This window comes from Butyrivibrio sp. (assembly GCF_017433805.1).
Taxonomy (GTDB): domain Bacteria; phylum Bacillota; class Clostridia; order Lachnospirales; family Lachnospiraceae; genus Butyrivibrio.
Map to the genome: position 1 here is coordinate 1 of NZ_JAFRGN010000047.1, position 14,285 is coordinate 14,285.

A 14,285-nucleotide genomic window follows, 5' to 3' on the forward strand; every position below is an offset into this window, starting at 1 on the left:
CCTCCTTCTACTGCTGTCAGAAGGGAAGCATGAGCATACCATTAATATGTGTACATTATGTGTGAACTATTAAATTCTACTTGTGCATTAGTAAACTCTACTTCGAAAGAAGGGAGTGGAATTTACTTTAGCAATTTTCATTTATAAATTATTTTTCAAAACCAACTAGATTTTCTATCCGTTAATAGATATAATAAGACTTTGTTTTAAAGCAATATTTCTATAAATTCATAAAGTATCTCGTCAATTATCAGGAGGAAATCATTAAAATGGCAGTTAAGTACATTTTTGTTACTGGCGGCGTTGTATCCGGACTTGGCAAGGGTATAACAGCAGCATCACTAGGAAGACTACTCAAGGCTCGTGGCTATAAAGTTACGATGCAGAAGTTTGACCCCTATATCAACATTGACCCCGGAACTATGAACCCTGTTCAGCACGGAGAGGTATTCGTGACTGAAGATGGTACTGAAACTGACCTCGATCTTGGTCACTATGAGAGATTTATTGACGAGAATCTTGATAAAAATTCAAATGTTACAACCGGTAAAATATACTGGTCCGTTCTTCAGAAGGAGCGTCGCGGCGATTATGGCGGACGCACCGTACAGGTTATCCCTCACATTACAAATGAGATTAAGAGCAAGTTCTACAGGAACTTTACAGATGATGAGACACGCATCGCTATTATAGAGGTTGGCGGAACAGTCGGTGATATCGAATCACAGCCATTCCTTGAGGCTATCAGACAGTTCCAGCACGAGGTTGGACATGAGAATGCAATGCTTATTCTTGTTTCACTCATTCCTTACCTTCGCTGCTCACAGGAAATCAAGACTAAACCTACACAGTCTGCTGTTAAGACTATGCAGGGAATGGGACTTCAGCCAGACGTTATCGTATGTCGTACAGAGATCGAGCTTGACCAGGAGACCAAGGACAAGATAGCTCTTTTCTGTAATGTTCCTAGCAGTCACGTACTCAACAACCTTGATCTTGAGTATCTCTATGAGGCTCCTCTTGCTATGGAAAAAGAGCATCTGGCTCAGGTAGCATGTGAATGTCTCAAGCTCGATTGCCCAGAACCAGATCTTACAGACTGGAAGGCAATGGTTGATACTCTCTATTCACTTAAGCATGAAGTTAAGGTTGCTCTTGTTGGTAAGTACACTCAGCTTCACGATGCTTATATCTCTGTAGTAGAAGCTCTCAAGCATGGTGGTATTTCTAACCAGACAGCAGTAGATATCAAGTGGGTAGATTCAGAAGAAGTTACTGATGAAAATGCAGAAGAATTCTTTAAGGATGTAGATGGTATCATCGTCCCAGGTGGCTTTGGTGACAGAGGTATCGAGGGAATGATCTCAGCCATTAAGTATGCAAGAGAGAACAATGTTCCATTCCTTGGTCTTTGCCTTGGAATGCAGCTTGCCATCATCGAATTTGCAAGACACGTTATCGGCTACAATGATGCTCATTCAATTGAGTTTGATCCTAACACCACACATCCTATGATAGCTCTTTTACCAGATCAGAATGGTGTTGAGGATATCGGCGGAACACTTCGTCTTGGTTCATATCCTTGTGTTCTTGATAAGGATTCCAAGGCATTTGAGCTCTTTGGTTCAGAGAACATCACAGAGCGTCACCGTCACAGATATGAGGTTAACAATGACTACAGAGCAGTTCTTGTTTCTAATGGCATGAAGCTTTGCGGACTTTCTCCAGATGGCAGAATCGTTGAGATGATCGAGCTTCCATCTAACAGTTTCCATATGGCAACACAGGCTCATCCAGAGCTTAAGAGCCGTCCTAACAGACCTCATCCTCTGTTTGCTGGATTTATCGGTGCATCACTCGAGCATGAGAAAAATAGATAATTAGATTCAAAATAATAAAAAACAAGGCGCTGTATCGAAATGATACAGCGCCTTAATTATTTACTTAAGCTTCCAAAGAATCAAAGCTTTGGGCCAGCAGCTACAAGAGCCTTACCAGCGTCATTGCCTTCATACTTCTTGAAGTTCTTTGTGAATCTCTCTGCAAGATCCTTAGCCTTTGTCTCCCACTCAGAAGCATCAACATATGTATCTCTAGGATCAAGGATTGCAGGATCAACTCCTGGAAGTGATGTAGGAACTTCGAAATCGAAGATAGGAATCTTCTTGGTCTCAGCCTTGAGAACGTCGCCATTAAGGATAGCATCGATGATACCACGTGTATCCTTGATAGAAATTCTCTTGCCAGTTCCGTTCCATCCTGTGTTTACAAGATATGCCTTAGCGCCAGACTTCTGCATCTTCTTAACGAGCTCTTCACCGTACTTTGTAGGATGAAGCTCAAGGAATGCCTGTCCGAAGCAAGCTGAGAATGTAGGTGTAGGCTCTGTGATACCTCTCTCTGTTCCAGCAAGCTTAGCTGTGAAGCCTGAAAGGAAGTAGTACTGTGTCTGCTCAGGTGTAAGGATTGATACTGGAGGAAGTACTCCGAAAGCATCAGCTGATAGGAAGATAACGTTCTTAGCAGCAGGACCTGAAGATGTAGGATTTACATTAAGTACTACGTTCTTGATGTGGTTGATAGGATATGATACACGAGTATTCTCTGTAACACTCTTATCATCGAAATCAATCTTACCAGCGCCGTCAACTGTTACGTTCTCAAGAAGAGCATCTCTCTTGATAGCGTTGTAGATATCTGGCTCAGAATCCTTATCAAGACCGATAACCTTAGCATAGCAGCCGCCCTCGAAGTTGAATACTCCGTTGTCGTCCCAACCGTGCTCGTCATCACCGATAAGAAGTCTCTTAGGATCTGTTGAAAGAGTTGTCTTACCTGTTCCTGAAAGGCCGAAGAATACTGCTGTGTTCTCACCGTTCATATCTGTGTTAGCTGAGCAGTGCATAGAAGCAATACCCTTAAGAGGAAGGTAATAGTTCATCATTGAGAACATACCCTTCTTCATCTCTCCGCCGTACCATGTGTTGATGATAACCTGCTCACGAGATGTGATATTGAATGCTACGCAAGTCTCAGAGTTAAGTCCGAGTTCCTTGTAGTTATCAACCTTAGCCTTAGAAGCGTTGTAAACAACGAAATCTGGCTTGAATTCTGCAAGCTCAGCATCTGTAGGCTGGATGAACATATTCTTAATGAAGTGAGCCTGCCAAGCAACCTCAACGATGAAACGAACAGCCATACGTGTGTCTTTGTTAGCACCGCAGAAAGCATCAACAACAAAGAGTCTCTTGTTGCAAAGCTCCTTCTTAGCGATTTCCTTAACAGTAGCCCATGTCTCTTCTGTCATTGGATGGTTGTCGTTCTTGTACTCTTCAGATGTCCACCATACAGTGTCCTTAGAGTTAGCGTCCATAACGATGTACTTATCTTTAGGTGAACGACCAGTGTAGATACCTGTCATTACGTTAACAGCACCGAGTTCAGTGTCAACACCCTTCTCATATCCTGTAAGATCAGATTTCTTCTCTTCTTCGTAAAGAAGCTCATAAGATGGGTTATGAACTATCTCAGTAGTACCTGTGATGCCGTACTGGCTTAAATCGATGTTTGCCATTTTGTGACCTCTCTTCTTTATTATTTTTTGTACGAATAATCTGATATCGTAAACGTAATCATCACTCCTTATCGGTGTTTTGATATGGTTTTGTATAATATACAGACAATTCGCAGATACACATATAAATTTCCGGGCAACTTTCGCCCGCTACTACATTTATACTACAAAGTCCAGTTTTTAACAATCTTTTTAGGGCAATTTTCTATTAAATTACTGTAAAAAAGTTAGCCTTTGCTTAATCAGTTTCCCCTACTTCAATCTCGAAACATCTGGTACTGTGAGGCTTTAAAACAACCTCTTTTTTATCCTTCATCGTGTACCTGCTGCCTTCCCACACATCAATAGCAGGAAACTCATTTTCTTTATCAATTCCGAGGTCCTTAAATTTAATTTTGGCAGAATTCTCTTCTTCTCCAATATTGAATACAGCCACATACATCTTGCCATCCCTGGTCTGGCTCTTCCAGATGACCATGTCATCCTTCCTGTATATCTCTTTAGCCTTTCTGCCGTGCTTGTGCATATTGAGAAGCTTCTTATTAGTTAAAAGAGAAAGCGTAAACTCGTCGTTATCTCTCATTTCAGCACCGATCATAAGTGGAGATCTGAAGATGCACCAAAGTGTCATCATGACCTTCTGCTCATCCTCAGTAAAGTGTGAATAGTGCCCCTTACCCGCTCTTACCGGATCGTCTGAAAGCTTATGCTCTTCCTTGGTGTCAGCATCTTCACATACGCACAGATGTCCGATAGGAAGCATGTCACAATCAGGCCAGTGATCCTTGCAGCCAATACCTTCCCATGCCTTGCATCTCTCGAACATGCCATAGAGAAGATCCCATCTGTCCCAGAAATCATCTGTCATTCGCCACATATTGGCATTGTCTAACAGGAAGTCTTTCTGCTCAACTCTTGCTGGTCCTGGTGAAAGAGAAAGAACTATATCTCTTCCACAGTGTGCGATAGCTCTTTTGATCATTGCTATCTCAGAAAAACCTGCACCCGGAGCTTCTGGACCGCAGTCAACTCTTGCAATATCATCTACCTAAACGTAGTCGATTCCCCATTCGGCGTAGAGCTTGAAGATTGAGTCGTAGTACTCCTGTGCTCCTTCACAGTTCGCATCTACACCGTACATATCGGTATTCCACAGACATATTGATGCTGGATGCGCTATATCTCTAGCTGTTGCCTTAGTACCAAGAATAGGAGTATTCCTGTGAACCGCCTGTCTTGGTACACCTCTCATAATGTGGATTCCAAACTTAAGGCCCATGTCATGAATCTGCTGTGCAATAGGTCCAAAGCCCTTTCCATCCTTGGCTGAAGGGAACCTATCTGTTGCTGGCATAAGTCTTGAATACTCGTCCATCTCAAGATCTGTGAACTTATGATATGCATGTGAATCAGCACCTGGCTCATACCACTGGATATCACAGATCACATACTCCCATCCAAATTCCTTGAGATTATCTGCCATGTATTTGGCATTCCCCAGTAAAATCTCCTCTGTAACAGCTGCTCCATAGCAGTCCCAACTGTTCCACCCCATTGGTGGCCTTTTTGCTACGTAAGTCTTTTCTTCTCCCATACACCCTCCTAATGTCTACGTAAATCTACTCTATCTGTTGTCCTTCCTATATCACTGTTTATCTAATAGTGCCTGGTAAATCTCGCGCTTTCCGACACCTCTGTCAGCTGCCACCTTCTTCATGGCATCCTTGTGAGAGATCCCCTGCTCCTCATAGAACTGCATATGTTCCTCGATGCTCATCTCTTGCCAGGACTGTCTCTTTTCCTCGTCCTGCTCTTCAAGGCTCTTGCCCTCGATTACGAGTACATACTCTCCGCGAGGTTCATTTTCCTTATAAAAAGAAATAGCGTCTTCGATTGTGGTTGGATTAACCTCTTCAAACTTCTTGGTCAGCTCTCTGCAAATAGATATGCGCCTGTTTCCAAGTGTTTCATAAAGATCATCAAGCGCTGCCTTAAGATGGTGAGGCGCTTCATATACGATCATAGTTCTGCTCTCATCCTTAAGGTCTTCGAGAATTCTTTTCCTGGCTTTCTTATCATCCATAGATGGAAGGAAGCCTTCAAAGCAGAATCGTCTGGTGCTAAGTCCTGACAAAGTAAGGGCTGTAATACAAGCCGCAGGGCCTGGAAGTGAGGTCACTACTATTCCAGCCTTGTGGCACTCTGCAACCAGCACCTCACCAGGATCAGAGATCGCCGGTGTTCCAGCATCTGTAATAAGAGCTACATTGAGCCCTTCCTGCATCTTGCCAATTAGATACTGTGCTTTATCGTACTTGTTGTACTCATGATAGCTCGTCATCTCTGTATGAATATCAAAGTGATTGAGCAGCTTAATGCTGTTTCTTGTATCCTCCGCAGCAATCAGATCAACACTCTTTAAAGTCTCAAGTACTCTAAAAGTCATATCATCCAGATTACCGATTGGAGTGGCACATAAATATAATTTTCCTGCCATTTTTATTTCCTTTATTCTAAAAGTTTCTTAACTTTGCGTTCTCTCTATCATGCAATTACACTTACTCTAACCTATCAATAGCCGTAAATATCATAGATTTCTTTGGTGTACTTACCCTGTTCTTCATATATAATTAGCGGCTCTTCCACTGTGATCCTTGGCTTTCCGCCTCTTGCTCCCTCAATGAGTACCATACTTGGCTCTTTATCCACAAAAGGATAAACCAGCCTCATTCTCTTTGGCTCTATCTTGTACTCATGCATGAGAACCATGATCTCTGTGAGTCTGAAGGGCCTGTGTACCATATAGAACTTACCACCTGACTTAAGGCATCTGGCTGCTGCCTTTATGACATCCTCAAGATCACAGAGTATCTCGTGTCTTGCAATAGCCTTGGGCGCATCCGGATTCTGAAGTCCATGGCTGTTAATCATATATGGTGGATTGCTCGTTACAACATCAAAAGAGGCAGCCTCAAATAATTGATCTGCCTCCTTAATGTCTCCTTGTACAATTTTCACCCTGGCCTCAAGGTCATTAAGAAGAACGCTTCTATTTGCCATTTCTGCGCTTTCATCCTGGATCTCAAGACCAATCAGCTCACTTGCCTTAGTTTTGGCCGCCATGAGAATCGGGATGATTCCTGTACCTGTTCCCAGATCAAGACATCTTCCGCCCTCCGGAGCATTCGCAAAACCAGACAAAAGAACTGCATCCATTCCAAAACAGAATTTCTCGGGATCCTGTATGATCCTGTAGCCATTTCTCTGCAGGTCATCCAGCCTCTCATTAGGCTTTAAATCAATTGTCCCCAAGTTTAGACTTTCCTTCCTGTTTCTCTTTCTTCTCAAGAGCCTCAAGTTCTTTCATCTCTTCGTCTTCCTGAGAATTCTTCTTGCCGTTATTGTTCTTTTTCTTTTGCTTCTTCCTGATAGATTCAAGTTCCTCGAGCTTGTACTCGTGAACCTCTTTCTCATCATCAACATCAACAAGAATCTTAACTGTCTGTCTCAGGATATTTACGCTTGAAACCTCTCCCTCAAGACCATCATTAGCCTTGCAGAAGTCACCAACACCTGGCATCTTCCTGTTGAGCTCTTCGTAAACGTCCTCTTCGTTCTTGAGACAGCACATAAGTCTGCCACATACACCAGAAATCTTGGTAGGATTCAGAGAAAGGCTCTGCTCCTTGGCCATCTTGATCGATACTGGTACGAAATCTGCCAGATATGAGTGGCAGCAAAGTGGTCTTCCGCAAATACCATAACCACCAAGAATCTTGGTCTCATCACGAACACCGATCTGTCTGAGCTCAATTCTGGTCTTGAACACTGCAGCAAGATCTTTTACAAGCTCTCTGAAGTCGATTCTGCCATCAGCAGTAAAGTAAAAGAGGATCTTGTTGTTATCAAAAGTATATTCAGCATCGATAAGCTTCATATCAAGCTCATGCTTTTTAATCTTCTCAAGGCAAACCTTAAAGGCTTCCTTCTCTTTCTGTCTGTTTGTCTTTTCCTGCTCGTCATCCTTGGTACTGGCTGTTCTGAGGACTGTCTTAAGAGGCTTAACTACCTCATCATCCTCGATCTCCTTAGGCGCTGCAACAACTGTTCCGTACTCAACACCTCTTGCAGTCTCAACAATTACGTGGTCACCTTTTTTGATCTCATATTTACCTGGTGAAAAATAATATATCTTGCCGGCAGTTCTAAACCTTACGCCGATAACTTTTGTCATATATTCTCCTTAATGCCAAGGAGCATAAGCTCCAAAGCCAAATCTATATTAACATTGGAATTAATACGGTTCTTGGCCGTTTCCATATCTCTAATGATACGATTAATTCCATCGTATGTACACCTGCGTGTAGCATCTCTAATATACGATATCTTATCAGTGAAAATCAAGTGATTATCTTCATCTGTAGCCTTGTAAACAAGCATATCCCTGAAAAGAAACAGCAGAATATCCATGAATTCATCAAGAGCCTTGGTATCTATGCCCTTCTTACTGTTCTTGTCATCCTCTTCAGCTGGTGCAAGCAGCTCATGAACTCTGTCCATCATGTCATGGATCTCAAGACCTTTTAGCTTACTGATCAGCTCAATTGTTCCATTCTTAAGGTTATCAAAACGCTCGTTAGAAGCCAGTTCCAGTGCCTTACCTACATTTCCTCTGGCAAAAGAGGCACACAAAACTGCCTTATAATCTACAACATGGCACTCTTCCATCAGATACTTCCTGATAGAATCGTCCTGTACAGGTTTCATTGGAAGCACAATGCATCTACTGATAATAGTAGGAAGAAACGCATTGATATTATTTGTCAGAATGATAATTACAATATATGAAGGTGGCTCCTCCAGTGTCTTAAGAAGCGCATTCTGAGCAGCCGGTGTCATCTTTTCCCCTTCAGGAATGATGTAAATCTTATAATCACTCTCGTAAGGACGGATAACTACATCATCACGAAGCTTCTCTCTGATATCATCAACACCGATGCTACCCAGCTTTTCGTGTGTGATGGTAATAATATCCGGGTGATTATCACTTAAAGCCTGTACGCATGAATGACATTCGTTACAGGCTTCAATGTATTCGTTCTTATTCTCTTTATGCTGGCATTGCAGCGCCTTGGCAAATATCTTGGCAATATACTCTTTTCCTGAGCCATTCTCCCCGGAAATAATATATGCATGGGAAACCTTGCCAGTACTGAGAGCATGCTGCATGTGCTCTTTCATCTGATTCTGATCTATGATGTCGGCAAAATCTGCCATCTTGTGTCCCCTTATCCCCAAACGAATATACTATCAAGTAAAAATATCTAACAGAAGTCCCTGAATCTGGCCTATCTTGGCAAGAATCGCTATGTTGTCCTTCTCATCCTTAACAAGCTCCCTGGCAAGCTCATCCAACTCGTCGTCCACTTGTCTGATGATTCCGTAAACTCTATGTCTTCCCTTCCTATCTAGGAAATTCTCTCTGGAAAAGACATGGGATCTTGTTACTACTTCATTCATGAAATCTTTAATAAGAATGCGATATCTCTGCATATCCTTGATATCGTTCTTCTTGGATATCCTCTCACCCTGCTGAACTATATCCTGCATCATGAGATTAAGTCGTTCAGCTAAAGACGCGTCCTCTAATTTACTGGTGAGCACAAACTTAAAATCGCCACCTGCCTCCTGAACCTGTTCAGGCGCCGGGACTTGCTGCGGTTGCGTGATATTATTTATCTTAATATCCATGCTGTGCCCTCCTGACTTAGTCTCATAAATCAAAAGAAATCCGTAAATCTAGGGTGTTTCTACTATAATTATAATACATAATTATAGTCAGCTACATATTCAAACTGTCATAAATTCCGCAAGTTACTTATTCTCCAAAATAAAACCACGTATCTCAGAAATACACTCGTCTATAGCTTCATTATTATTAAAGCGCCTTGTTACACCAGCTTCTTCAATCTTATCTTCGCTAAAGTCCTCTTCATCAGCAAGAAATCTTCTGCACATCTCATCGTATTTAGGATGTTCCTGCTTATCCTCTCTATCAAGAGCCCTGTGAAGTCTGATCTTAGTATCTACATTAATAAGTACTGGTGCTACTTTCTCTGTGCCAAAGTAATCCCTGAATGAACAATATGACTCGAGAGTTCCAATCACCAGATAATCGCCCTTGGTAAGATCAATCTGTCCATCATCAGCAGTAAAATATCTCCACTCGCCGTACTTGGTGTGATATGTTCTCTCTTCGATTATCTTCTTATCAGCTTTAAGCTGCTGATACTCGTCTTCATTCTTGAAAAAATATTCTGCACCATCCTTCTCTCCGTCTCTCATTGGACGTGTAGTATAAGGCACAACCTTGTTTAAACCGAGCTCCTCATCCTGGATAAGAAACTTATAAATAGTGTCTTTTCCAGAAGTGCTCTTTCCCATCAAAAGAAAAATCTTCCCCATCTTTATTACCGTTCTCTACTAATTTTTTCCCATAAAAGAATTAAGCACAATATATGAATCATATTGTGCGTTTAATTCTAATAAGTACTATTTATTTTATCACAGTTCTTCAACTCTAATCATATTAGTTCTGCCTGGAATTCCAAGTGGTACTCCAGCTGTAAGAACTACCTTGTCGCCAGCCTTGAGATAACCAGCATTCTTGGCTGCGTTGATAGCTTCTCTGAAGAGCTCATCTGCTGTATCTTCCTGTCTGATATGAAGTGGTGCAACACCCCACATGAGGTTAGCCTGTCTGCAAACAGTTGGATTGATTGTACATGCGATGATCTGGCAATTTGGCTTATATCTAGACACCATGCTAGCTGTGAAGCCTGACATTGTTACAGTAAGGATTGCATCTGCGTTAACCTCAGCTGCAATGTTACATGTAGCATGTGAAATAGCTGTTGTTGAATCGCCTGGTGCGTAATCTCTTTTACGAAGTCTTCCAACGTAATCAATATCAGCCTCTGTTCTCTCTGCGATTCTAGCCATTGTCTTAACAGCCTCAACTGGATAATCTCCAGATGCAGTCTCACCAGAAAGCATGATTGCTGTTGTTCCGTCATAAATAGCGTTAGCTACGTCAGTAACCTCAGCTCTTGTTGGACGTGGATGATGGATCATAGAATCAAGCATCTGTGTAGCAGTGATAACGTACTTACCTTCTGCCTCAGCCATCTTGATCATTTCCTTCTGAATTACAGGAACATCCTCAAAAGGAACCTCTACACCCATATCACCTCTGGCAACCATGATACCATCAGCTACCTGTAGGATAGATTCAAGATTGTTGATACCCTGAGTACTCTCAATCTTAGCAATGATCTTCATCTGGCTGTTCTTTTCCTTGAGGATCTCTCTGATAGCCAGTACATCGTCCTTTGTTCTAACAAAAGAAGCAGCTACAAAATCAAAGCCCTGCTCACATCCAAAGATGATATCGCTCTTATCCTGCTCGCTAAGATATGGCATTGTAAGCTCTGCTCCAGGAACGTTAACGCCCTTCTTATCTGAAACAGGTCCACCATTGATTACTGTGCATACGATATCTGTATCTGTAACTTCATCAACTCTGAGCTCGATAAGTCCATCATCAAGAAGAATTGTCATTCCTTCCTTACAGTCATTAGTAAGTTCTTTATATGTGATGGCAACCTCATCCTTAGTGCCCATGATATCTCTTGATGTAAGAGTAAATCTCTGTCCAGTTACAAGCTCTTCCTTACCGTTCTCGAAATCCTTAAGTCTGATCTCAGGCCCCTTTGTATCAAGCATTACTGCTATAGGAAGCTCAAGCTCATCTCTAAGCTTCTTGATTCTGTCATATTTTCTCTTATGCTCCTCATGTGAACCATGTGAGAAATTGAAACGTGCTACATTCATACCTGCAAGCATGATCTCGCGAAGCTTCTCTTCACTCTCACTTGCTGGTCCAATAGTACAAATTATTTTTGTCTTACGCATATAAATCCCTTTCTATATTCCATACCCTGAGCGCTATCGCCTGTACACATATCAACAAGTCCCTGTACATTCATTCTCTGATCAAGGTAATGCCTTATTTCCTGTATAATCTCTTTGGAAAGAACTTCTCCTGGTGCAATAAGTGGTATTCCTGGCGGATAAAGATTGATAAATTCCGCAGAAATACGACCTTCTGCAGATTGAAAATCCACAGTGTCTGTCTCAGAATCCCAAGCTTCTCCGATACACATAGAAACCTCCGGCAGAGCATATTCCTGCCTAGAAATGTCTACATTACTTTCCACCGCATCAGTATTCATATTATTATCACTGAAATTGTTATCAGATTCATGTGCCAAACTGGCATCTATCTCCAAGACTGCACTGATGAGCCTATCAATTCCTTCATCAGTATCCCATCCAGAAATAATAGCAAGAGCATATTTATCTCCCGCCATTTCCAACTGAAGATTATATTCCTCACGAAGTATATCATATAACGCTTGTCCTGTCATTGTGCCATTCCTTACATAAATCATGACTTTTGAGGCATCATCTATTGCACTTTTTCCCGGAATTTGTAAACAGCTGCAATTCTTTGTTGCATTTTGAATCCTGTTTCTATAATCAAGCAGCCTGTCTACATATCTTTTTCCATTCTCCTGCATCTCTTTGATGCACAGATCTATAGAAGACATCAGAACATATGATGGACTGCTGGACTGATATATTCGTAAAAACCTCTTAAGCTTACTCTTATCTATCAGGTTCCCCTGTATATGTAAAAGAGCTGTCTGAGTCATTGAAGGCAATGTCTTATGAACACTATGAATAACTAGATCTGCCCCTTGCTGCACAGCGCTTTGAGGTAGCCCATCGTATTCATTGTTGTCATTAACCTGCGAACTTTCAAATCCTAAATGCGCTCCATGAGCTGCATCTACAATAAGAGGAATATTCTTCTCATGACAAACATCCGCTATTCCTTTGATATCTGAGCATTTTCCTTCATAGGTAGGTGATGTAATAAATACTGCCTTAACCTCTTCAGTTAAATACGTGCTTATATCTTCTCTTGTATAGCTATCTGGTATTCCATAGATTGGATCACTCTTATAAGGAAGATATACTATATTCAAATGCCTAAGATATACAGCATTATAAAAAGATCTATGACATCCTCTGGCAGCAAGAATTGTATCGCCTTCATTTAAAGCTGCAGAAACTGCGGCCAAAACTCCACTTGTACTTCCATTTACAAGAAAATAAGTCCTGTCGCTTCCATATAATTCATTTGCTCTGTTCTCAGCTTCAAGAATTATTCCTGATTCATCATGCAGATTATCGAAACCATCTATTTCTGTTATATCACAGCGAAAAGCACCCTTCATCGGGGTGCTCTCTAGGTTACGTTTATGTCCTGGCATATGAAATGGATACATTTCTGAATCTGCCAGTCTGCTTAGTTCCTGGTATAAATCAGGCATAGTTTACTCTTATTTTTCCTTTTCTAAGTTTAAGGGTTTCAAGTGTCGATGAATATTTATCAGCAAGGCATACAATCCATGCCTCTCTACATCTTGGAAATTGGCTTACAGTAAGTGGCCACATATGCTTGTAGATGATATCCTTCTCTCTCTCTGAAAGAACAAAATCTCTTGTGGCATTCTTAAGCGCTATTCCAGGATGATAGAATCCATGAAGCTTAGGATGTAAATTTCCTGGAGAATCAGCATTATGCCAATCATACAAGAAGTAGTCGTGAAGAAGTGCACCTCTTACTAGCTCCCTCTCCTTACAATGAACGCCTAATGCTCTTGAGAGCTTGATCGCACAGAGCGCCACATGTAAGCAATGCTCATAAACAGTGACATTGCCATGCTGGATATACTCCTTAAGTCTCATGTACTCATAACAAGACAGAATATCTGAACCATACTTTTTAATAATGTCCTTATACTCTTCATTGGCTTCCAGCTGATCTAAGATTTCAGGATCAAATGTATCTGGTTCATATCCCTTTATGTCTAAGAGCTTCTTAATTGCTCTTTTATCTTCATTCGTAAGCTTGTGATGCATACTTACTACCTCTATATCTTTCCTTTGATTGTTATATATTACCATTAATATCGGTAAAATGAATAAAAATCATAAAAAAATAGAATTAACATTTAATTCGATTATCATTAGGGGGATTGAAGTAAGAATTTTGAGTAAAAAAAAGATGCCTAGAGTCTGAATCGAACCAACGACACGAGGAATTTCAGTCCTCTGATCTATCAACTGAGCTATCAAGGCATGTAGTAGCGGGGACAGGATTTGAACCTATGACCTTCGGGTTATGAGCCCGACGAGCTTCCAGACTGCTCCACCCCGCGTCATTATAAATCCGTACCTCGTACGAATTGTATGTAATTCTTTTTGTCTTTTGACAAAAAAAGAAATGGATGGCGGTGGATTCGAACCACCGAAGCAATTTGCAGCAGATTTACAGTCTGTCCCCTTTGGCCACTCGGGAAGCCATCCATATAGAGCCGATGAGCGGACTCGAACCGTTAACCTGCTGATTACAAATCAGCTGCTCTGCCAATTGAGCCACATCGGCTTACACACGAATTGTGTTTTGTTGATAAGTGGGGCCTACAGGGCTCGAACCTGTGACCCTCTGCCTGTAAGGCAGATGCTCTCCCAGCTGAGCTAAGACCCCTTAACAAACAAATAAAGCCAAAAATATGAA

13 protein-coding genes and 5 tRNA genes are annotated in these 14,285 nt (G+C 41.5%); 1 reads left to right on the forward strand and 17 read right to left on the reverse strand.

Annotation, left to right across the window (positions count from 1 at the left end; translation table 11 throughout):
* Positions 1-269: 269 nt before the first annotated feature.
* Complete coding sequence (locus IJI01_RS11810) at positions 270-1,880, forward strand: CTP synthase (RefSeq protein WP_292190541.1); 1,611 nt, start codon at positions 270-272, stop codon at positions 1,878-1,880.
* Between the two features lie 80 nt (positions 1,881-1,960).
* Here IJI01_RS11810 and pckA read toward each other — a convergent pair whose 3' ends face one another.
* The 17 genes from pckA to IJI01_RS11895 form a co-directional block, all read right to left on the reverse strand.
* Positions 1,961-3,574: a phosphoenolpyruvate carboxykinase (ATP) gene (pckA, locus tag IJI01_RS11815; protein WP_292190545.1), complete on the reverse strand. Its 1,614-nt coding sequence runs from the start codon at positions 3,572-3,574 to the stop codon at positions 1,961-1,963.
* A 238-nt stretch (positions 3,575-3,812) separates the two neighbouring features.
* The gene (locus tag IJI01_RS11820; RefSeq protein ID WP_292190548.1) at positions 3,813-4,556 is read right to left on the reverse strand and encodes an alpha-galactosidase; all 744 of its coding nucleotides are present in this window, start codon (positions 4,554-4,556) and stop codon (positions 3,813-3,815) included.
* A gap of 66 nt (positions 4,557-4,622) precedes the next feature.
* Positions 4,623-5,168 carry a hypothetical protein gene (locus IJI01_RS11825; protein WP_292190551.1) on the reverse strand — a complete coding sequence of 182 codons (546 nt, stop codon included), beginning with the start codon at positions 5,166-5,168 and terminating at the stop codon, positions 4,623-4,625.
* Positions 5,169-5,219: 51 nt separating this feature from the next.
* The gene (gene rsmI / locus IJI01_RS11830; RefSeq protein WP_292190554.1) at positions 5,220-6,071 is read right to left on the reverse strand and encodes a 16S rRNA (cytidine(1402)-2'-O)-methyltransferase; all 852 of its coding nucleotides are present in this window, start codon (positions 6,069-6,071) and stop codon (positions 5,220-5,222) included.
* A 74-nt stretch (positions 6,072-6,145) separates the two neighbouring features.
* Positions 6,146-6,790, reverse strand: coding sequence for a tRNA1(Val) (adenine(37)-N6)-methyltransferase (locus tag IJI01_RS11835; RefSeq protein WP_442861683.1), 645 nt, complete (start codon positions 6,788-6,790; stop codon positions 6,146-6,148).
* Between the two features lie 82 nt (positions 6,791-6,872).
* Entirely contained in the window at positions 6,873-7,808 is a 936-nt protein-coding gene (locus IJI01_RS11840) for a PSP1 domain-containing protein (RefSeq protein ID WP_292190558.1), read from the reverse strand.
* Positions 7,805-8,851 carry a DNA polymerase III subunit gene (locus IJI01_RS11845; protein WP_292190560.1) on the reverse strand — a complete coding sequence of 349 codons (1,047 nt, stop codon included), beginning with the start codon at positions 8,849-8,851 and terminating at the stop codon, positions 7,805-7,807. Before IJI01_RS11845 ends, IJI01_RS11840 begins: the two co-directional genes overlap by 4 nt.
* 33 nt (positions 8,852-8,884) lie before the next feature.
* The gene (locus IJI01_RS11850) at positions 8,885-9,325 is read right to left on the reverse strand and encodes a YaaR family protein (protein WP_292190562.1); all 441 of its coding nucleotides are present in this window, start codon (positions 9,323-9,325) and stop codon (positions 8,885-8,887) included.
* Between the two features lie 123 nt (positions 9,326-9,448).
* Positions 9,449-10,039: a guanylate kinase gene (locus tag IJI01_RS11855; protein WP_292190565.1), complete on the reverse strand. Its 591-nt coding sequence runs from the start codon at positions 10,037-10,039 to the stop codon at positions 9,449-9,451.
* Between the two features lie 99 nt (positions 10,040-10,138).
* Complete coding sequence (pyk, locus tag IJI01_RS11860; protein ID WP_292190568.1) at positions 10,139-11,548, reverse strand: pyruvate kinase; 1,410 nt, start codon at positions 11,546-11,548, stop codon at positions 10,139-10,141.
* The gene (locus tag IJI01_RS11865) at positions 11,530-13,035 is read right to left on the reverse strand and encodes an aminotransferase class I/II-fold pyridoxal phosphate-dependent enzyme (protein WP_292190571.1); all 1,506 of its coding nucleotides are present in this window, start codon (positions 13,033-13,035) and stop codon (positions 11,530-11,532) included. The genes pyk and IJI01_RS11865 overlap by 19 nt, the downstream gene beginning before the upstream one ends.
* On the reverse strand, positions 13,028-13,627 hold the full coding sequence (locus IJI01_RS11870; RefSeq protein ID WP_292190574.1) for an HD domain-containing protein: 600 nt from the start codon (positions 13,625-13,627) through the stop codon (positions 13,028-13,030). Before IJI01_RS11870 ends, IJI01_RS11865 begins: the two co-directional genes overlap by 8 nt.
* A 146-nt stretch (positions 13,628-13,773) precedes the next feature.
* Positions 13,774-13,846 (reverse strand) — tRNA-Phe (locus IJI01_RS11875).
* Positions 13,847-13,852: 6 nt separating this feature from the next.
* A tRNA-Met gene (locus IJI01_RS11880) sits at positions 13,853-13,926 on the reverse strand.
* Positions 13,927-13,992: 66 nt separating this feature from the next.
* A tRNA-Tyr gene (locus IJI01_RS11885) sits at positions 13,993-14,074 on the reverse strand.
* 6 nt (positions 14,075-14,080) lie between these two features.
* Positions 14,081-14,153 (reverse strand) — tRNA-Thr (locus IJI01_RS11890).
* 29 nt (positions 14,154-14,182) lie between these two features.
* Positions 14,183-14,255, reverse strand: a tRNA-Val gene (locus IJI01_RS11895).
* Positions 14,256-14,285 lie beyond the last annotated feature (30 nt).